This is a genomic window from Paenibacillus mucilaginosus 3016 (assembly GCF_000250655.1).
In the GTDB taxonomy this organism is placed as follows: Bacteria; Bacillota; Bacilli; order Paenibacillales; family NBRC-103111; genus Paenibacillus_G; species Paenibacillus_G mucilaginosus.
In genome coordinates, this window is the sequence record NC_016935.1 from 6,456,874 (window position 1) to 6,476,412 (window position 19,539).

The window sequence follows — 19,539 nt, forward strand, 5'->3', positions numbered from 1 at the left end:
CTCCTTTCTTAAATCGGCAATTCTGGAGTATCATCGCCGGCATACACATTGCCGAGGGTTCCGCCCGTTGTTTTCGCATCGTCGCCAAGTCCAAGCCCTGGTCTCTTTGCCGCCCCTACATCGGACAGCCGCAACGTACCAGAGAACTCGATCGATTCCACTTGGACCCCCGGGGAAACAACGCTCTTCACCAGCTGCAGAAACTGTGTGGTGCTGATCCCCATGGTATCCAATCGATTGTACGGCAGGCCGGCCACCCGGATCGCCGCCGGCTTTGGATCCACCTCATCCTCCGACAGCTCCTCCAGCTTGATCGTGGATGGATCAGAATCCAACGCGAGAGCGAGCACCTCGATGATCGAATCGAGCGTCCCGGTGGAAAGGTTCCGTGCGATCTTTGACCGGATCAGGGCCCTATAGATCGGGTCGCTTACGACGCCCCGCGGCTGCCCGACGTTGGAGCCGATCAGGTCGAGCGTCGTGCCCTCTGCCTGGTCCAAATCGCGCCAGGCGTGGATCTGCCACAGTACAGCCTCGATTTCATCCATTGGCTCCGCGGCCAGCCTTAAAAACTTGCTGATGTTGCTCTCTGGATTTTTCTTGAACACGTCAGTAAGTCGTTTCCTCATTTGCTCCCAGAAGCTCATGCCACCGTCACCCCGATATCTGCAGCATTGATCTGTGCCACCTGCTGCTCCTGGATCCCGATGTCATTCGTGGAGTAACTGCCGGCGGTCGTTCCGATGCCTCCATGCACGTTTTCCACGCCTGTGACGGTGTATGCGGCCCGGATGATCTTCGCCCACAGGACGTCCTCTCCCATGGTGCCCCCGGCGTACACCGTGCCGTCCGCAGTTTCTCCGCCGATGTACTGCACGATGGCATCTTTCACCTGATCGGCCACGTTAGAGGCTGCCGAGGAGTTTGTCTCCACCTGCAGGTTGGCGAAGATTGGAACCGTCGTCGGCCGGCTGAAGCGAATGGTCCGCAACGTGCCGGATATGTCCGCAACCTGTTGGGTAATGCTTCCCCAGGTCCGTATTCCGCCCGCTTTGTTGTCAAAGATTGCCCGGGCGATAGCAGCCTGCTCTCCGCCCAAGACATAGGTCTCAAAGGAATTGGGAGGTCGTCCTTCACTGTCAGGCACTTCTTCTTCGTTCTCGACTACCTTTACAGCTCGGACGCCGGGCAGGGCAGCGACGGAAGCCTGCAGGGAGTTCAGCGTCGCGGATCCGCGAGCTGCCCGGGAGGTCCGGAAGCGGGCACGGAATGCTGCGTCGCTTTCGCGGTCGGCCCCGTTCTCGATGGCCTCAAGGTTGGTTATGGCTGTAAGATTCGCGTCCGGATTGACCAGGACGCTGATCTCCCCGACGTCTGCGTTCCCGCTGCTCCCTGGGTTTACGGCCTGCACGGTTGTAATGCCCTTGCCGTTGCCGCCGAGCGTGACCGCATTCGTGATCACATACTGCGTGCCCGAGGGCTTTTGCGCGAGCAGTCCCGGGTTTACCATATAGCCGGCTGTCCCTGTCAGCTCAACCGGCCCGCTGGCGTAGGTGTCCACGATTCTCCTGACGCCCGCCTGGACGCCGAGGCGGTCGAGGGAGACACCTTCCGCCGTATCAACGAATGCAGATAAATATACTTTCTCGGCAACCATCCAGAGCACGGAGAGAAACCAAGCAAAAACCCGCAAGACTATGCCCACGGGTGACATTCTTGATGTATTGATATCTTCGCCGAACAACTCGCGGGCTTTTGCTTCGCCCTCTGCAAGCAGGTCGGCATACGTCTTACGTTTGAAGCCGCTGCTATCCAGCACCAGGTATCACCTCGCTTGACTCCAACGTCCGGCCATTCCAGGCCGTCGCCTTAAATTTGATGGATAGCACCCGCTTCGCCCGGTCGAAATTGACGAATTCAATCTGGTCCACCGTGCGGATCCGCGGCTCCCGCAGAATGGCTGCCGTCAGCTCCGCCTTGATTACGGCGTAATTGGGGCTCTTAACAAGAATCTTCCCGTAATAGTCGACGCCCATATTTGAGTCGAGGAACCACTCGCCCTTGTAGGTTGAGAACTCGATGCGGATACACTGCAGCAGCTCCTCGTCACCTTCGACCATCAGCAGCTCGCCGTCCTGGATGACTAGGTCGCCATCCTCGCCCAGTTTGAAGCTCTTCATCCTCCAATCACTCCTATCACGATCGCGTCGGAAAGGTGGTGAGTGCGGTTGATCTTAGGGTCTGCCGGCTGTCCGGCCAGCACGTGATCGATCGCCCGCTCCGCGACAACCGTGAGGACGATGTCACCAGCCTGGTAGTGCGGCGAATACTCCCGCACCTCGCCGCCCTCTACCCGGTACCGCTGCCTCAAGCAGGGAGCATTCGTGATCGGAGGGAGAGTGAAGGCCGTCCCGTCGATCCGCACCTGCTGGAAGAGCGGCTGCAGGTCACACGTCAGGCTCCCCGAATCGAAGGAGAGCACCCGACAAAGCTGGGCCGTGTGCAGGTTAAGAACCGCCCGGTCAATCATGCTGCGCAGCATGTTCTCGAAATCCCCCATCACATCAGCTCCATTTCCGTTGTGAATTCTGAATCGTTGCAGATATGCCGGCCCCGGCAAATGCGGTACACGAAATTGTAGTTCACGCTGAGCACCTGCAGGATCTTCGCGGTACCGAACCGGTGATTCAGCAGGCTCTGAACCGTGAACTGCTCCTCCTGCTCCTCGTCCTTCTTGCCATAGGTGACCCGGGCGGTCGTGGACCGCTTACGTTTCGTCTTCGGCTGCTTAGCGACGTAATCCAGGTTGGTCTTCGCGATATCAACCATGGTCAGCCGCGGCGAGCCAATCAGCCCTGTGTCCTCGCTCAAGGTGAAGTCCGTCTCCTCCCCGAAGAAGCGGGAGCAGACATACACCTGGCCGCGCGCCATGAAGGCGAGAGCAGCGCAGTCTGTAGCCACCTGCTTGAGAGAGTCAACGATCCGGCCGTAAACCGAATAGCCCCGCGGATACGTGACATCGTCCGGGAGCTCTATTTTGCCGATCGGCAGACCGAGTTGCCTGATCAAATCGTTTATTATGGTGCTCCCGGTTGTGCCCGGGCCGTACGTTTTCTCGAGCTGGGCCTCCACATAAACGTGGCTGTCGATACCCTTGATCATGATCCGGCTGTCAGGTTTCTCATGGAACGGCATCATCTCGGATACTTCGCCGACAAAGATGCTGCCCCGGTCGCCGCGGTACCCGGCATTGATGATCAGCTTCTGGCCGGCACTGATCTGGTTGTAGGTGTCGGAGGAGACATTGTAGATCGTCACGGTCGCCTCGTTCGGGATGACGTCGTCGTCGAAGGGGACGTCGAATTCGATGTCCAGCCCGCTCTGGCCGTCCATGTAAAAGCGCAGGTCCCCGACCAGCACCTCCACCTCGCGACCGAATGCGTTGATCTGCGTCACGGCTCCACCTCCAGGAAGACTGTCTCCTGCAGTGTGCCCCAGGTGACCGTCTCGACGATCCCGCTCTGGTCCAGGGGAGTGATCGTGAAGCGGGGAAAGCGCTCATCGCCCATGGACTGAAAGAGGGAAGAGCCATAAACCAGGGGCTCGCCTACAACGAGCACTTCTCCGCCGGTGGAAAGGTCCACCGTGAAGAAATCGAACATGTCGTTATAGCGGATCTCCCACTGGTACCGGACGTTTGCGATCACCACTTCGAATCGATAGGGGACCGCGGCCTTGTTGATGTTCAGCCGGTACATTACACCACTCTCACTTTCTGCCCGACCTGCAGCTTACGCGGATCTACTCCTGGGTTCAGCGCCTGAATGGCTGCCGTGGTCGTTTTGAACGTGCCGGCCAGGCGCCAGAAGCTATCCCCGGACTTGATGGTCGCATACACCTCGCCAGTTTTCTGCTCGAGCTGCTGCATGCCTTGGTTGCCGGTCGCCGCGGCTGCCGTGCCGGTAGGGTCTGTGGACTCCGGTACCGACTGGGTCACCGTTACGATCCGAGCTTCCTCGAGCTCCAGAGTGAAGCGGAAGCCATTGGCGATCTTATAGTCATGCTCGGTCGGCATGCTTTTGATCAGCATGGTATAGGCGGCGTTCCGGCCGTCATACACGACCAGATCACCACGCTCGGCCATGGCCCAGATCTGAATCCGTTTATCGCCGGCATCCGGACCGACGACTTCGCCAGTGAGGGAAAGGCGCCTGGCCGTCCTTTTGACATGGTCAGCAATATCCTTGCCCTTCTCGACAGGCCTTGTCGGGATCTGGACTTCAAACGGTACCCGCTCCTCGACCACGTGTATCTCGATTCCGTTCAGCGCCGCCATGTCATCTCACCACCGGTTGAGGATCTCGTCTCATAATGCTACGGGCATAGGCATCGAGAGCTGCCATGGTTCCGTTGTACGCATCCTCCCGGCTGGTATTACCGTGAAAGTGCTGAACAATTGGAGGCAGCTGCATTCCGCCGCTAGGTGTTTGCCCGGAGTTGTATGCTCGGTTCTCTTCTGCCGTGAGCACCCGCTCTCCTTTATGGAGTTCCGCCCGATAACCATCGAATGGGATGTACGGATGTCCGTCTTCATGAGAACCGTCAAATTGGCGACCAATCTCCATCTGTTCGGCATTGTATGCCTCAGAGTTTGCGGTCGAACCGTACCCGTTATAATGGTTATTGACCATTGTTACAGCGGCATCGTAGGTGCTCTTTACATCCCCAATCGCTTGGAAAAGATCACTGACTCCCGTACTTACCTCTTGTACCAAAGGTCCAAGTATAGGTACAGATTTTGCAGCATCAGCGACACCCTGTGCCACGCCCTTAACAATACCTGCGCCTAGAGATACGCCAATTTGCGTTAAGGGACCCGAGGCTTCTGCGAGAGAGGTTGCAAGTGTACTTGTTATTTCACGAGATATGTTATACGCTTTTTCCCTTCCGGTTTTGTTATACCAAGCCATGAAGGTATCTTCAATGTCGTTAAATACGTAATCGACCTTTGCCTCAAAACTCAAATCTCTAAACGCTTGATTATCAATGTACTTTTCCCTAAGATAATCAGCCATCCGATTAGCAGAGGAAACGATACGGTCCTCATTGCGTTCAACCACGTTACCAAGTCCATCAAACAGCTGTCGGGCAAATGGAAGAAAAGGCTTGAGGGTACGGATCTGCAAGGTCTCGAATGCACCCTTTAATTCCTCGATAGAACCTCGTGTGTTATCCATTTTCTTTTTTGCGACATCATAAGCGGTTACGTTTAACATGTCTTTCTGGAACTGCCGCACGCCTTCGCTTCCATTCTTAAACAACATGGAAGCCGCTCGGATACCATCTGATCCAAAAATCTCATCAAACATTTTAAGTCGTTGTTGATCATTCATCGGTGCAAAAACCTTCTGAATTGCGTCCGCAATACCCTCTAGGTTTTTTATTTTTCCGTTGTCGAAGAACAGGTTTTTAGCGTCATTTCCAAGTCCAATCTCGTCAAAAAGGCCTGACTCTTTATCGCCCGATGCCTGCAGATTAAGAAGGAGTGACTTGATGCTTGTGCCGGGGTCAGATCCACCTATTGCCCCGTCATTCGACATAAGGCCTATCGCCGTAATTACATCCTTTAGGTTTCCTCCGGTCATATCCTGAACACCACCCACGGAAGCCAGCGCATAACCCAGTTCATGAACACTGGTAGCCGAGGTATTGGCCGCACCTGCAAGGATATTGGCTACGTCCGCTGCTTCAAGCCCATCCTTTTTGAACGTGTTCAGCGTACGCCCGAGCGTGGCCGCTGCTTCTTCGAGACTTAGCCCGCCTGCAGTAGCAAGATCGAGTCCAGCTTGAAGACCTTCACTCACAACTCGCTCGATCTTCATACCTGCTTTCAAAAGTTCTTCCGATCCCCGAGCTGCCTCGAGAGCAGAGTACTTCGTGGCAGCCCCTACAGCCAGCGCTTTATCTTCCACTGCTTTCATACCCTCATTCGAGAGACCAGTGAGTGCTTGTATGGAAGAGAGCTGGGCCTCAAAGTCCATTGCCCTACTCATTGAATTGCTAGCTAATAGTGTAGCTCCAGCTGCCGCGGCGACTCCGGACCCTACTGCAGTATTTCTCAACATACCCGTAGCAGAACCTGTAACCCTTTGAATGCTCTGAAAAGCACCTGTTGCACTCTTCTTCAGGGCATCCATAGCCGAGCTCGATTGGCAGATGCTACTTGTAAGCTTGTCCATTGATCGACTGGATTGGGTAGCCTTCGATCCTGCGCTGGCAAGCTCTCGTTCAAACTTCCTGGCAGTTCCGTCTCCCATCCTGCGTTTGAGCTCATCCATTGCCTTGTTGGCTTTACGTAGTGGGCCATCCTCAATCTCCCAGGCGACGGAAAGGGCGAGCTTCCGCAGGTACTTGTCCATTAAAAGTCACCTCTCTTTGCCTTCAGCCTTTGCCAGATTGTGACGGCCGCATTGGCCTCGTTCAGCTCATCCATATCCATTGCAAATGCTTCACTGTAGGAGATTCCTCCTGTCTCAAGAACCGGTCTCCAGAACAGCCAGTTCCTCTCAGCTTTCTTCTCCCACTCTTGCTGGCTCATCTTTTGGCCGGACGATAAGAAATCGCAGCGCCTCCGCGAAGACCTCCTTCATAATGTCTTCCCGCTCCGGCTCCGCATCCCACCACTCCCATGTGGTTTTAGGAAAAACGATGACGTGCTCCATCAACTGGGTGAACAGCGGCTCGTCTGCCAGGTGACCGTGCTGATCACGGCTAGTATCCTTGATCCTTGTGGCTAGTCGCAATCCTGGGTGCTGAAACGTGAACTCGATCCCGCCAGCGGTATATTTCATCTGTCTACGTTGCATACGTATTTCCCCCTTTAGAAAAGAGGCCCCATTCGGGCCCCCGATTATTGAGTATAATCAAACACTTGGAACTCGAAGGACCGATTACTATCTGTTGCATCATCGGAATAGTTCACGGCAGCCGGACGCTTGATTCGAGCTTGTGTTCCACCAATCTTCTCTTTTGGACGCCCGTTGTAGAACACCCAGATAGGAACCATCGTCTTGCTCACGGCCAGGCGGTTGAGGTATTCGACATACGGGGAGGATTGCTGGAGAGTGACGGTGATCGTCCCCAGCGGGTTGTTTACCTCCGACACGCTTACGTCTCCCTGGGCGCCGACGCTGGTCGTGAATTCGTCCTCGTCCTTGCTAGCGGTGACGAAAGAGTCCTCAGCAACGCCGGTCAGGAAGATGTTGTTGACTGTTATTGCAACGTCCTTCGCGTTGAACGTGCTTACGTTCTTCAATACTCACACCCCCTATGCGCTAACCGTGCCGGTGATCTCTGCTGCATGGATCGCCCCGGCCAGCTCGTATTTGAATTTTGCGTTACGCAGGATCCGCTCCGCCCGGTCGATCGTGGTCGTCTCTGCTCGCGATGGGAAGTCGGTGGAGTAGAGCGGGATGCCGTCCGCATCCTCGGCGATGATCTCCTGGCGATAGGCGATGCCCAGCACCGTCCGAACGACGCTCTCGATCTGCGAGATGCCGCCGTTCGTATAGCTGATCTTCTCGCCACTATTGAAGAGCGCCTGCACCTGCTCCTCGATGTTGGCCGCCACCCAGTGGTTGCCCATAATGACGTCGATGTATTCGCCAGTCAGCACCTGTCCTTCGCTCGTCACCGGCGTGCCAGCTTTGGTCACGTAGGCGTTCCCGCCGTTGTCGTGGACATCCTGCAGTCCCGCTGCGTCCAGGTCGTCCGGCAGGATTCCGACCAGCCTGTGGCCCTTCCAGGTCACGGTACCGACCGTGCGGCTGCCTACCCGGCCGACCCAAGCTGCATCTGGATACTTTGCAACCTCATCCGGATCGCTGTGGTACATGACGAAGGTCAGCTCGTTGCCCGTAGCTTTGAGGTCGACCAGATCGGTCAGGTTACTTGTCCGGGTGACGAAGAGCTTGCGGCCCTGGCCCTCCACGTAGTTGGAGAGTTCGATGACTTCCGCCTTCACCGTGGAGGTGCTGATGAGGAAGTACCAGTCCTTGCTGTAATTGGCCGTCAGCACATCGAGTGCGTCGCTCGTACTACCGCTATCGTAGGCAGCCACCGCGAACACCTGTGGCCGGTTATCTCCCTGGCCCATAACAGCTGCCGCCGCTTTGTATACCTCGCTGCCTACCGCGAAGCCATCCGCCACCAGTGCGGTAAGGTCGCTGTAATTCTTGTATGCCTGGCCGCCAGTCTTCGGACCGATGATCAGCGGCTTGCCGAAGCCGATCAGGCCCGCCGGCCGCGAGAGGCTGATCGTGACTTTCACGTCTTTTAAAGGCAATGCCTTCAACTCCCTTCTGTAATTTCTGCTTGCTCGATGAATTCTCCGGGCCCAACATGCCAATCTAAGGCCCTGAACCTGACGTCGGCACCATAGCGGCGTTCGTAGTGCTCAACGAGCGCTACGCTCCGATTCTGAACGTCTGAGATGCGCACCACAACCAAACCTTGCTCCGCCAGAACTTCGCGGTCCTCCCGGTTGAAATGATCCAGGATCCGCATGCACAGCTCTTCTGCCTCGTCGATATCCTCGGAGTAGACTGTAAAGGAGGCGACGAGTTCCACCGTGCGCACCCGCTCCAGGTTTTCGCCGACAACCTGCTCGATGTCCTTGCCGAAAATATCAATGTACGGAGATGTCAGGCTGTACACAACATAAGGGTAGGGCGGCACATCTCCCTCGTCATCGGCGCGGATCACGGGCTGCTGCAGCTTGGCATACAGCCCGGCCACGATCATCGAACGAATCGCTCTTAGATCAAGCATCCGGCCCCCGTCCTTTCGTGCTTACTCGTTTGGCGATATAGATCCGGTGATCTGAATATTCATCGTATGGCTTGGCCTCGAGCACTCGGTACTCCAGACCCTTATGCATAATCCGGTCATCGATGGCCAGCTCAGCCGGCAGTCGCACGTAAATCTTCCGGTCGTCCCGGGTATACGTGCCGCCAGTCTCCAGCTGCAGCTCTTCAAATGACATCGGAACGATGATCCCTTCCATTTCTACCGGTGCGCCATACCCCGGCACCCACTTTCCGCCGTTGGCATAGTCGTAATACCCCCCGCCTTTAGGGAAGCGGTGGAATTTCTTCCCCCACTCACCAAACACTTCGGCAAAATCAAAATGCGGCATCAGCTGCTCACCACCTTCCATGTCACGGACTGCCGCAGACGGCCGGTATCGATGAGCGGGCTGCTACTCTTCTTCCTGGAGCGGGTGATAGGGGCGTTCTCAGGCTCCATGTCACGCATGGTCTCCTGAATATCCCCGACGATGCGGGCGCCGAGTCGCTCATAGAACGTCTCCACACTCATCTTCCCGTCCAACACATCGGCCAGGAATCGCCCGGCCAGCTTGTTCCATTCGGCCTGCTTGGCATCGGTGGTGGAACGAATAAAGGAGCGTTCGGGTATCTTCACAGACGGGACCAGGATAAACATGATCTCCGACCGGGCGCCTACCTTCCCGCTCCTTTGCCGGTCCCGCACCAGGAGACCCTTCCGGCCGCCGTCGATCGGTACGAACCGAAGGTCATTAAACTCCCGTGCCGTCTTATCCCCGGCCAGCGCCGTTGGGATCGTCAGGAACCGCTTCTTCGCATTAATGGTCAATCCGAACTCGTGGACGCTGGCCAGCATAGCCATAAACGAATCGTCGGAGCCGAACACGCCGATCTCGATCGCCTTGCTGTTCAGTGCCCGGATGGTCCGGATTACGTCCGGTATCCGGTTGGTGTCCTTGATCGTGATCCTGGCCATCAGAGCACCATCAGCCCGAGCCCCGGGCCAGTCTCCGGCGGCTTCAGATCCAGGAGATCCAGCAACCTAAGGTACTCCTGGCCGTATGGCGTGGAGGCTAGGCCTTCGCCCTTGGCGCCGGTACCGGAGTCGTACGTGACTTTCATGTCCCCGACCTGCTGGGAAGTCGAGCGGCGGACGTTCATGCTTGCCAGGTGCGCGGCCAGGTACCGCGGCAGCCGCTCCTCATAGCCGGCGATCTTCTCAGCCGGGAAGGATGCGATCTCAATTATGGCGTCATCAATGAAGAGCTGCAGCTGCGGATCCGTAAGCGCACCGAGGTGCGAAGCGATCGCCCGCACCCTATCTGGAGTCGTTGGCATAAGCCGGCAGCCTCCTATTCGTTCGCCTTTTTGGCTTCTTTCTCGCGCGCTTCCTGGAAGGACTTCTCGATGTCCTCCAGCTGCTTGTCGATCGCTGCCAGTACAGTCTTTCTGTTCTGGCCAGCAGCCTCTTCATCACGGAGATCCCCAAGGAGCTCGCGGGAGAAGGTGTCCTTAACCAAGGATGCAACCTCTGCAGCGGTCATGTCAGCCAATCCCGCCGTCTTCTGTTCCCTCGTCACCTGGTTACCTTCAATACGTTCCACTGTACGGATCTGAGGAACGATCTCACCCTCATCGACCAGTCTCTGATTGAGCGGATGGGCAATAAAATCCGCCCAGTCCTCATCAGAAATGTTGTTGACGCCTGGCACAAGACGGACGCCGTTTTGATTGCGGACATAATTTCCCTTGTTGTGTACCAGCATTAGATTCCATCTCCTCTCGCAATAGCCATAGGATAGCGGATTACGACGCCGCCGCAGCGCTCTTCAACAACGAACTTCCATTTCGGGAACTCCCACTCCGGATCATGGCGCATCATGTCCATAGGAAGCAGCAGCTCCATGACCTCAGACGATGCGTCGAAGATCAGCATGGAGTCCGTGCCACCCGTGCCTGCGCCTCTCAGCTCAGGTGCACGGTCAATCGATCTGAACCAGTTGTAGCTCTGGATCACCTGCAGGACAGTACGGGAATCGTACTCGTTGTATCGGCTGTTCAGAATCTCGAACTGATTCGGAGGCAGGGCGAGAGCCAGTGGAGCGGTCATGTGTCCAGGGAGGACCGAGACCAAGGAGCGAACGATACGAACGTCTTCGACGATTTCTTCGCCCGTCTTATCCTTCCACTTCGTGCTTGTTCCGTCCGCTCTTGGCGGGACGTTCGTCGTCTGGATGCCCGTAGCGTTGATCAGGCCGGGGATATTGAAGTCCGGGTCACCGATCCAGGCCAGACGGTTCTCTTTCTCGGCCACAGCACGGCGGGCGACACCTGCTTTCGTCGAATCAATAGTCTGGCCGGTCATTTGAGCTGCGCGCTGTTCCTGAACCGTGTAGGCGAAGCCTGCCACGATGGAATAGATGCGCTGGAACTCCCGGCGCGTGTCAACGTCTACGAACGGCACGTCGTCTGCGTTGTTGGCCAGAATCTTGGCCACACCGGAGCGGGTCATGACATCATATGCATAGGTCTCTGCCCCTGCAGGGATATCAGTCTTGAGGTTCAGAATACGGCGAGCTGTGAGCTCCTCATATTTCAGTTCATATAATCTGCGGTCGATTGCCTCGAGGTCCATACCTCGGAAAGCTACTTGGTTCATCATTCAGGGGACACCTCCATTATTGGTTTGGCAGATTGAGTTCAAGTTGTGCAAGGCCGTTAGCGAGTGCGGAGGTTTTGAACTCACCCAGTACCCCCGACTTGCCGGTAGTCGCCGTAGTGGATGGGCGGAAGTCGCCGGTTGCGTTGTCCGCAACGGCCAGGTCGCCCTTAACCACGTCTTCCAGCACCTGCACCCAGATCACGCCTTTGCGCAGGATCGACGCAGCGTCGTTAGTCTCGTACTGGCCGACAATTTCGTTATTGATGTTCGTGACGCGGTTCTCAGCGTAGTGGTTAGCGATGGCCACGCCGGCCACTTTGCGGGCCCCGGTATACACCTCGCCGCGGTTCTGATTCGTTGCCGTGTAAGAGACCGCTTTGCCCCAAGGAACTACGCCGGCAGCTCCCACCGTATCAGCCCGGTGCTCAGGATAAAGAGCGACGCGGCCTTTACCTGTCGGTTCCTGCATGTACTGATCGTATCCGCTAGTGATAGGCATGGTTTATTTCCCCTCTTTCCAGTGGTCTTTTACGTTCAAACGAGCGGACTTTGCCTTCGCGATCTCGTCCTGTGTGTCAGAAGTGTAGCTTCCAGTGATTACACTGTTGGCGCCGGTGGAGGTGAATCCATCAGTGCGGGCCCGCTCTACCGATGCATCGTAGAAAGCATCGATGTACTCATCGCTCTTGCCATCTGCTTTGAAATCAGCGCCCTTCACCTTCTGGATCACAGCCACCTTCACATCGCGATCTGTCTTACCGGAGAAGTCAAAGGAATCGCCGAGGAACTTTCGGGCTCCGTCGATAAGAGCCACACGAGCAGCAATAGCTGCGTCAAGTTTGTCCGCCGTGAGAACCTGCTTTTTTGCATTCTCCAGATCTCCCTTCAAAGTATCGCGCTCTGCTTCCAGGGCGTCATACCGGCCCTGCAGCTTATCGTACTCGCCGACTTTCGTATTGGCTGCGTCCAGGCGGGCCTCCAGGACATCAAGCTTACTCTTCACTTCACTCGGCACCTCAAACTCCTTGCCGTCAATCGTGTACATTGCCATAGTTTGGCCTCCTTCGTTAATGTCTTCTTCATCAATCTCAAAGGCGGAATCTCCGCGGATTGCCACATGCGGGCCGGCGCGGCCCCGGGCCACGATAGCAATATGGTTGATCGCGATGTTCGTCTGTTTTGCGTCGTAACGCTGGCCCATGTATTCACCAGGCTCCTGGATCAGGTCGGTCTCAAAGCCGATGCTGATCTCCTTCTGCTTCCCGCTCCGGACCCGCTCGATCAAGGACCGGTCCGTCACCGTCATCGTGACCACAATCTTGTCATCTTCGACTCGGCTATCCGTATGGCTCATGCCCCGGGAGTATTTCTGAATGTTATCCAGGGTGACCGGCTCAGGAGGATGCTCGTCGGTGACCGGCTTTGCTCGGGCGCTTTGCACCACAGCATCAGAAAGAATGTCCTCCGGCAGCTTAGCTTCAAACTGGATCCCTCCGTCGCCGCGACGGTAAGGGAATACCCCCGGCCGAGTAATGCCGGCCCGCACGGTCAAGAAGCCGGCAGCGTCTTCCTGGTAGTCAAGCACCATGGCCCGATCAAATCTTTGCAGTTTCATCTTCGTTATCACCCCCTTTCCGGGTAACAAAAAAAGGACTTCTAAAAAGAAGTCCCTTTTTGTTGTCTAATATTCTATTCAAAAATCTCAAACATACTTTTTCTTACGTTTTCTGGATGTAGACCGTACTGTATTGGCTTAAGGATATTATAGTTTTTTTCTTTAGTGTACATATTCGCCGAAATTGTTTCAGGATCAATCTCTACAATTAGAGAATTATAATCTAAATCATAGTATTCTTTATACCCTGAATGATTGACATCTGGAAAGTTATTCTTAAGTTTGTCATTAAACTCTGGTTTAAAATAATTTATTAGCGCAGCTTCTGTTATATTAATTATCTGCTTGTTTATGTGTAGCGGCGGGTCCTTTATTATCTGCATCATATGTTGAATATCTTCTGACTCACTTACATCATAAACTTTACTTTTTCCATCAAATAAAGAAAATAACTTTGGTGTAAACTCCCACAAAGATATTGCTAAGTCTCTTACAGTACCGTTGAATAAAAGATCAGATTGAATTTCTTGTAATGTACTGTGTGATTTTAATCTGTCTAACGCCTGCCTCTCACCTTCTTTACCAAATGATTGGCCTATGTAAAGAATTTCACAGTCAATTTTTCCTGGAGTGTTCCTCAAGTAAAACGGCAATACCCTGAAAATAGTTCCTTTGCCTTGACTATCCGTGATCTGTATTGATCTAAGTGGCTTATCAAATTCGATATTCAGTGTTCTATGGTCAATACTGCTTTTAAATTTAAAATTAAAATCTTCAACGTAGTCAGCCGTTTCTGTTTGTACTCTTACTGCAACTGAAATAGCTTCCTCAGCAACTCTCAAAGTATCTTTTACAAATGTGAGTCTCGGAATGAGATTGATCATATAAATGTGGTACTTGAAATTGGAAAAATCAAAATTACCCATGTCGTTTGGATAGAAAATGGAAGCATGCGAGCTATAGGTGTGAAGTGCAAATTCAGCCAAGTATTTTCTTTTTTCTTGCTTCTTATTGATACAACAGCGTTTATATTTCAGTCCACTGCCACAAAAACATAGATCATTCCTACCGATTTTATTGGCCATTCTACACACTCCTGATGTGCTGTTTTCCCTTAATTATAGCAGATAATTACCTTTTAAATTGGGTCTACTGTACATCAATATAAGGATTTAGAACTGGCTTCCGTAATAAAAAGGCCGCTTTTTTAGCGACCAGTCCTGAATATCAGTTCTTCTTTTTCTCAGGTACACCAATTAAGTATTGGTCTACTGTCCACTTATGTACTGGATTCCCCCCCCTCCCAGGTACAATGCATCTGTGAGTTACTAGAGCACTTTTTGAAATTCCACGAAGTTTTAATATCTCCCCTATTTTTTGTCTTGAGGCCTTAAGTCCACCCATTTTAGCCTCCGGAATTCTCGCAACCTCACTTCCAATTCCATTGATCCACTCACGGACCACGTAGTCGCCACCTTCTCTAGCCCCTTCTATGGAAAAATCATGTTTGATCATTATCATCCTCTCCCTTCAGTCATTATCCTTATTATAAGGCAAGATTTTCCGAATTCTGAAAAGGTTTCACAAAAAAAGTCGCTCATTATCCTGAGCGACCATCATTCCTTCTTATCCTCTTTTGGCGGTTCGTCTTTCGGCTTCTTTTCCGGCCGTTTGATGATCAAACCTTCCGCACTCTTCCACATGAATTTGTCCGGGTTCGGTACTTCATGTTCACTCATTCTTCATCACCACCGCTAGGATTTGTATAACGCCCGATGCGTCCTTTGAAGCCTCGACGATCTTTATTGTGCTGCCCCTATCGAGAAGAAATTCATACTCCGAATCCTGAAACAGGCTGATCGGATTAACGAGTGCGCCCCTTGATCCGGCCGGCACCTTTATCTCCATCTTCACCGTGCCCGAGAAACTGGTTGAGCTGAGCAGACTGGTACTCATGTAACCCGGATCCGTGACCTCCAGGCCTACCATTTCATCTACAGGTCCGAATATGTTGCTGTAAAGTCCACGATAAACAGTGATGTGCTCCTCAAGCTCGAACTTCCGCAGCCCCGAGCTGATGTTGTTCACGAGATCATCAGGCGGATTCCCCGCTCGCAGGCTCTTGTTGATCGTTGCATACGCGCTGCCGGTATATTTCGTTATGGCGCTGGTCTCCAGTGCATTAAGGCTTTTTAGGTAGGCAGGCGCGACTTTCTTTTCCCATTCCTTGACCTCATCGGCGGTCTGGAAGACACGGGCGTTCTTTATTATATCACTTTCCGTCTCCTGCGGGGAATCCGCCGGCGCGACTACATCCTCGTCGTCATCATCGAAAACAGGGATCGCAACGCACCTGCAGCGATAATCTGTACCAGGAAGCTTATGCTTGCCGTACTCGTACACCTTCCCATCGTATCCGCGGTGTTCCGGCCGGACCCGCTCGTCGTGGGATGTAGACCATTTGAACTTACGGATCCCAGCAGATTGATGCCGCTTAGCAGTCATCTGCCCGAGAATGCTACCCGTTTGGTCCACAGCGATGAACTTGGCCTTGCTGTAGCTGACATCGGCCGCCTTCTTGATCTTGCCGGTGAGCTGCCGTAGGCTCTGCCCGTTCTTCACGCCCTGTAGGACGGATGCCTCGACCTTGGCGTAGTAGTCGTCCATGATCTTGGTGATATACCCGACGTTCTCGGTCACCGATGCCCGCATAAATGAATCGAGCCAGGGCTCCTGAACGGTGGGATCAATACCAACCACACGCTGCACCTGGTCTCCGATGTTTCGCTTATTGTACTGATTGATGCGGCTGACGAAGTGCTCAGCCAGCTTTGTGATGCGCTGCGGTGTGAATATGAAGGTCTTCGCTCGGTCTTTGGCTAGCCGCAGTGTAGCCAAGATCGTTTCGAGCGGGCCGTCATAACGGGCGCTATCCTGCTGGTATCGGCGCGCTTCCTCCTTCAGGATGCGATTGAAGATGTCCAGCGTGCCGCTGTGCATTTCCCGGATCAGGCCAGACACGGCCGCCGCATGACTCCGGGCGATGATGTCAGGGAAGCGGGTGGGGAGGGGCTTAAGCCGTCGTCTTGCCACCGCTGTCACCCCTTCATCCTCTTATCGAACCCTTCCATGAGCGTGCGCCATTCTTCTTCAGATAAGCCGTCCTGCTTCTGTTCGGGCTCCTCGGGTTCCTTCGCTTCTTCAACGCCCGGAGCGTCACCGTCCAAGCTGCCGAAACGAATCTTCCGGACTTCGTCGTCGGTTAAAACACCGTTTTGTAGATATATCTCATCCGCTTCGGCAATCATTTTGCGGATCTTTGCGTCGGTTTCCTGATCCACGTTCCAGAGCGGGTTGAATACCACTTCCCACTCCAAGGCGTCGGGGTCGATCTTCCCGCCTAGCTCACCATCAGAGATCAGCAGGTACCGGATCAGCCGCTCGATGTGAGGACGCAGCTCGGTCTCCTGGGCGGCCGCGATCCGGCTGTAATAGTTCAGCACGTCGTACTGTGCTCCAGCGATCGTGCCCGCTTCCTGCCCTTTGATGACACTCTTTGGCATCTTGGCAGCACCGCTGAGGGACTCCCATACGAAGTCGAGCAAGTAGTTGATGCCGGTGACGTTAGTAGTGACCTTGTCCAGATCTTCCTTCGTCCCAATGATCGCCATAGCCTCAGTGCGGAACATGAAGTCAGCGAGTGACTGGAATTCGTACTTTTCTTCACGTGTCATCTGATTCACGCCATCAGTTTTGTAACGTTTGAACGTGAAATCATACAGGATCTGCCCGACGGACCAGAGAGCCGTATCAAAAACAGTGAGAACATCCCACATTGGCTCCAGGATTGATTGGCCTTGGTACCTGTCCTCCATGCGCCTGGTCTGGTCATGGAATAGCCGGCTGCGATGAACCACTCCTGCATCCTGTACCCCGACAAGGATCTGAGAACCTATGGCACTGCGGCGGTTGATCTGAAATGACTCCACTTCTCCGTAATTAGGGGAGAACATGTCCTCATTCAAGTAGAAGTTGCCAACCTTGTAGGAGCTGAATGCATGCAAGTAGTCGATCCGAAGCAGCTGATTCTCTTCCAGCGGGTCAGATAGTTTAAAATCATTCTTTTGAGCCGCACCGATAGATACAAAGCCGTCCCCATGCAGGCGCTCATACCGGCGCATGTCACAGAATCGCTCCTTACTGCTTAGGTCCCGCAATTTACGCATGAGCATGTCCCGCAGATTCGTGTCCTTCATCCGGATGGTGATCCAGCTCCGGGTCAGGTCTTCTGCCGGTATGTCGACTAGATTCTGGACGAATTGACTGGAAGCATAGTAGTTCAGTAAGTCCTGCTCAGTCAGTTCCTTGCGGCTCGTCGCTATCCGTTGCCGGGTTAAGGAATCTTTTCCGGTTCCCTTACCATGCCCGACAAGAAAGTCATTGCGGTAGGCGTTATAGCTGCTTCTCATGTTGTCTAGTCGTGTATGTGGCATTCTCTCATCTTCACCTCCTTGCCCATCTGCGCAAGTTATCAAGGGAACTAGTGCCCTGTTTCATATCTTCTTCAAATGCGTAGCGGGTCGCGTCGATCGTGTGATTGTTGACGTCCTCGAGCTTTGGCTTTGGATTACCATCAGTATCCGTTTGATAATCGATGTCCTCGAACTCTTTCGCCAGGTTGGGAGTACGTTTCGGGTCGATTATGATCTCATCAAGGTCATCGAGCCATTTCTCTCCGAACTCAACGGATCCAGGACCTTTCTCGGCGCCGATAATTCTGATAGAGTGCTCATCCCGCATCTGATCAACTGATTTGGGTTCAGCACTATCAGCAATCGTCATATATCTCTCGTAACCCTTGAACTTCATCCGTTCAGCTGCTTCCCGGTTGGACATCTTCACGCCGCATATTTCATCCAATGCGAATATCCGCCGACGTGTTTTATCGTAGTGCCAACGAACAAAAGCGAAGGGATCGGTACCGTACCCCCAGTCGATACCTTGCCGGATGTTCTCGAACCGACCGAGCTCCTCCTCCGTGATCGTACGGAAGACCAGGTTATCGAAGGGAACGACGCCACTGCCGATCGCTTTACCTAGGTACTCCCAATCGTACTTGAGAGGCCGCTTACGCTTGACCTCTTCCGCCTCCTCGACGAATGCCTTGGAGATGTACGGGTTATCCAGATAAGTGGAATGATGAACGTATGTGTTCTTTGGAAGATCGACCTTTGACTCGTATACCTTGTTCACCCAGCTTTGCTTGCGCTTGGGCGGATTGTAAGAGTAGTAGAAGGCATAAAAAAGACCGTCGGGCAGCTCCGCGCGCAGCACGGACTTCTCGATGGTCGAAATATCATCTTCAGCTGTAAACTCGGCCAGTTCCTCGATCCAGAGGAAGGCGATTGGGAACTTGCTGACCTTAATCGATTTGATCTTCCCCGGATCGTCCGCCCCACGAAAGATGATCTTGTTCCCGCGGGGCAAGTAGATGAGCTGAAGCGGGCTCTTCATGATCTTCCAATATGCACTCACGCCGAGTATCTCGATCGCTTCCTTTAGCTGCTCGAATACTGACTCCTCGAGCGTCCTGCCGACCCGGCGAATACAAAGACCCGTTACTGGGTAACGCATCATATCAACAATGAACTTAAGTGCTATGTGAGTCGACTTGGCTGACCCCCGGCCGCCCTTCAGTACATGGCGAAGGTATTTACGGGAGTTGGCTGCTTTCCAGAAGGACTGAAAGTGCGGCGTGACGATCTCTGAAAGCTTAACCTGGATCATCCATCCCGCCCCCGATGTCGTCTACGATCTGCACACCAACATTTGCGTTAATATTCAGGTTGTCCTTAAACATCCCCAGGTGTCTTCCCAGCTTCTCCAGCGCTGCGCTCTTATCATGCAGCTTCAGCTTTTTGGTGCGTCTTACGTTGCCGCCGGCGATCTCCAGCTCCTGCTCCGTGATCTCAGCGATGCAAGCAGCATCATCGGGGCTTAGCTTGTCGCTGCTCTTAAAAGATACGCCGTCCTCATCCCATTCAGCGAAGTCGCTCATCTTGGCGAAGGCCAGCTTGGCCAGCTCCTGGAGAACCCGATCCGCGGTAACACCAGTGCGCTTAGAACGCTCCGCCTGGGCTTTGGCTATTGCTTCCTGAACTGAAGTTTTCTGAAGGAGCTGGTGTCCTTGTTCCATAGCGGTCTTAACGCTGTAACCGGCCCTTATGGCTGCCTGAGTCGCGTTTAGATCAATAAGATACTCCTCTACAAATCGTTGTTGCTTGGCTGTCAGTGCCATCTACACGATCACCACCTCCAAGAACAGAAAAAGCACCACTAGGGCGCTTCGCTGTCCTTCTCATTGTCTTTTGGGTTCCACCATTTGTTCTTCCGCGGAATCGGACGGCCTTTATCGT

The 19,539-nt window shown here is 53.8% G+C and carries 25 protein-coding genes; all 25 read right to left on the reverse strand.

Translation table 11 applies throughout. The annotated features are described in order from the left end of the window. Positions 1-8: 8 nt before the first annotated feature. Complete coding sequence (locus PM3016_RS26535; protein WP_014371563.1) at positions 9-647, reverse strand: hypothetical protein; 639 nt, start codon at positions 645-647, stop codon at positions 9-11. Then, positions 644-1,819, reverse strand: a complete 1,176-nt coding sequence (locus PM3016_RS26540; protein ID WP_014371564.1) for a baseplate J/gp47 family protein — start codon at positions 1,817-1,819, stop codon at positions 644-646. Before PM3016_RS26540 ends, PM3016_RS26535 begins: the two co-directional genes overlap by 4 nt. Then, positions 1,809-2,180 (reverse strand): DUF2634 domain-containing protein, encoded by a 372-nt coding sequence (locus PM3016_RS26545; RefSeq protein WP_014371565.1) that lies wholly within the window; start codon positions 2,178-2,180, stop codon positions 1,809-1,811. Before PM3016_RS26545 ends, PM3016_RS26540 begins: the two co-directional genes overlap by 11 nt. Further along, positions 2,177-2,560: a Gp138 family membrane-puncturing spike protein gene (locus PM3016_RS36840; protein ID WP_014371566.1), complete on the reverse strand. Its 384-nt coding sequence runs from the start codon at positions 2,558-2,560 to the stop codon at positions 2,177-2,179. The genes PM3016_RS26545 and PM3016_RS36840 overlap by 4 nt, the downstream gene beginning before the upstream one ends. Further along, on the reverse strand, positions 2,560-3,456 hold the full coding sequence (locus tag PM3016_RS26555) for a phage protein (RefSeq protein WP_014371567.1): 897 nt from the start codon (positions 3,454-3,456) through the stop codon (positions 2,560-2,562). Before PM3016_RS26555 ends, PM3016_RS36840 begins: the two co-directional genes overlap by 1 nt. Then, positions 3,453-3,758 (reverse strand): phage baseplate plug family protein, encoded by a 306-nt coding sequence (locus PM3016_RS26560; protein ID WP_014371568.1) that lies wholly within the window; start codon positions 3,756-3,758, stop codon positions 3,453-3,455. Before PM3016_RS26560 ends, PM3016_RS26555 begins: the two co-directional genes overlap by 4 nt. Next, positions 3,758-4,306: a LysM peptidoglycan-binding domain-containing protein gene (locus PM3016_RS39160; protein WP_202948957.1), complete on the reverse strand. Its 549-nt coding sequence runs from the start codon at positions 4,304-4,306 to the stop codon at positions 3,758-3,760. Before PM3016_RS39160 ends, PM3016_RS26560 begins: the two co-directional genes overlap by 1 nt. A 31-nt stretch (positions 4,307-4,337) precedes the next feature. Continuing rightward, positions 4,338-6,419: a phage tail tape measure protein gene (locus PM3016_RS36850; RefSeq protein WP_014371570.1), complete on the reverse strand. Its 2,082-nt coding sequence runs from the start codon at positions 6,417-6,419 to the stop codon at positions 4,338-4,340. A gap of 147 nt (positions 6,420-6,566) precedes the next feature. Continuing rightward, positions 6,567-6,866 (reverse strand): hypothetical protein, encoded by a 300-nt coding sequence (locus PM3016_RS26575; protein ID WP_014371571.1) that lies wholly within the window; start codon positions 6,864-6,866, stop codon positions 6,567-6,569. A 44-nt stretch (positions 6,867-6,910) separates the two neighbouring features. After that, positions 6,911-7,315 (reverse strand): phage structural protein, encoded by a 405-nt coding sequence (locus PM3016_RS26580; RefSeq protein WP_014371572.1) that lies wholly within the window; start codon positions 7,313-7,315, stop codon positions 6,911-6,913. A gap of 12 nt (positions 7,316-7,327) precedes the next feature. After that, entirely contained in the window at positions 7,328-8,344 is a 1,017-nt protein-coding gene (locus PM3016_RS26585; RefSeq protein ID WP_014371573.1) for a DUF3383 family protein, read from the reverse strand. Between the two features lie 5 nt (positions 8,345-8,349). Further along, a complete protein-coding gene (locus tag PM3016_RS26590; RefSeq protein ID WP_014371574.1) occupies positions 8,350-8,829 on the reverse strand; it encodes a phage neck terminator protein in 480 nt (159 codons plus the stop codon). Then, on the reverse strand, positions 8,822-9,217 hold the full coding sequence (locus tag PM3016_RS26595) for a hypothetical protein (RefSeq protein WP_148279712.1): 396 nt from the start codon (positions 9,215-9,217) through the stop codon (positions 8,822-8,824). The genes PM3016_RS26590 and PM3016_RS26595 overlap by 8 nt, the downstream gene beginning before the upstream one ends. Further along, a complete protein-coding gene (locus tag PM3016_RS26600; RefSeq protein WP_014371576.1) occupies positions 9,196-9,822 on the reverse strand; it encodes a hypothetical protein in 627 nt (208 codons plus the stop codon). The genes PM3016_RS26595 and PM3016_RS26600 overlap by 22 nt, the downstream gene beginning before the upstream one ends. After that, positions 9,822-10,184 (reverse strand): DUF4054 domain-containing protein, encoded by a 363-nt coding sequence (locus PM3016_RS26605; RefSeq protein ID WP_014371577.1) that lies wholly within the window; start codon positions 10,182-10,184, stop codon positions 9,822-9,824. The genes PM3016_RS26600 and PM3016_RS26605 overlap by 1 nt, the downstream gene beginning before the upstream one ends. Positions 10,185-10,198: 14 nt before the next feature. Next, complete coding sequence (locus PM3016_RS26610) at positions 10,199-10,612, reverse strand: hypothetical protein (protein WP_014371578.1); 414 nt, start codon at positions 10,610-10,612, stop codon at positions 10,199-10,201. Continuing rightward, positions 10,612-11,508: a DUF2184 domain-containing protein gene (locus PM3016_RS26615; RefSeq protein ID WP_014371579.1), complete on the reverse strand. Its 897-nt coding sequence runs from the start codon at positions 11,506-11,508 to the stop codon at positions 10,612-10,614. Before PM3016_RS26615 ends, PM3016_RS26610 begins: the two co-directional genes overlap by 1 nt. 16 nt (positions 11,509-11,524) lie before the next feature. Continuing rightward, positions 11,525-12,007, reverse strand: coding sequence for a structural cement protein Gp24 (locus tag PM3016_RS36855; RefSeq protein WP_014371580.1), 483 nt, complete (start codon positions 12,005-12,007; stop codon positions 11,525-11,527). A 3-nt stretch (positions 12,008-12,010) separates the two neighbouring features. After that, on the reverse strand, positions 12,011-13,123 hold the full coding sequence (locus PM3016_RS26625; RefSeq protein ID WP_014371581.1) for a DUF2213 domain-containing protein: 1,113 nt from the start codon (positions 13,121-13,123) through the stop codon (positions 12,011-12,013). A 74-nt stretch (positions 13,124-13,197) separates the two neighbouring features. After that, complete coding sequence (locus tag PM3016_RS26630; protein ID WP_014371582.1) at positions 13,198-14,208, reverse strand: YecA family protein; 1,011 nt, start codon at positions 14,206-14,208, stop codon at positions 13,198-13,200. A gap of 142 nt (positions 14,209-14,350) precedes the next feature. Then, positions 14,351-14,638, reverse strand: a complete 288-nt coding sequence (locus PM3016_RS26635) for a hypothetical protein (protein WP_041619253.1) — start codon at positions 14,636-14,638, stop codon at positions 14,351-14,353. A 216-nt stretch (positions 14,639-14,854) separates the two neighbouring features. Continuing rightward, positions 14,855-16,225, reverse strand: a complete 1,371-nt coding sequence (locus PM3016_RS26640) for an ADP-ribosyltransferase (protein WP_014371584.1) — start codon at positions 16,223-16,225, stop codon at positions 14,855-14,857. Beyond that, positions 16,222-17,616 (reverse strand): anti-CBASS protein Acb1 family protein, encoded by a 1,395-nt coding sequence (locus PM3016_RS26645; protein ID WP_014371585.1) that lies wholly within the window; start codon positions 17,614-17,616, stop codon positions 16,222-16,224. The genes PM3016_RS26640 and PM3016_RS26645 overlap by 4 nt, the downstream gene beginning before the upstream one ends. A gap of 10 nt (positions 17,617-17,626) precedes the next feature. Continuing rightward, positions 17,627-18,910, reverse strand: a complete 1,284-nt coding sequence (locus PM3016_RS26650; protein WP_014371586.1) for a PBSX family phage terminase large subunit — start codon at positions 18,908-18,910, stop codon at positions 17,627-17,629. Next, on the reverse strand, positions 18,897-19,421 hold the full coding sequence (locus PM3016_RS26655) for a terminase small subunit (RefSeq protein WP_014371587.1): 525 nt from the start codon (positions 19,419-19,421) through the stop codon (positions 18,897-18,899). The genes PM3016_RS26650 and PM3016_RS26655 overlap by 14 nt, the downstream gene beginning before the upstream one ends. Between the last annotated feature and the right edge of the window lie 118 nt (positions 19,422-19,539).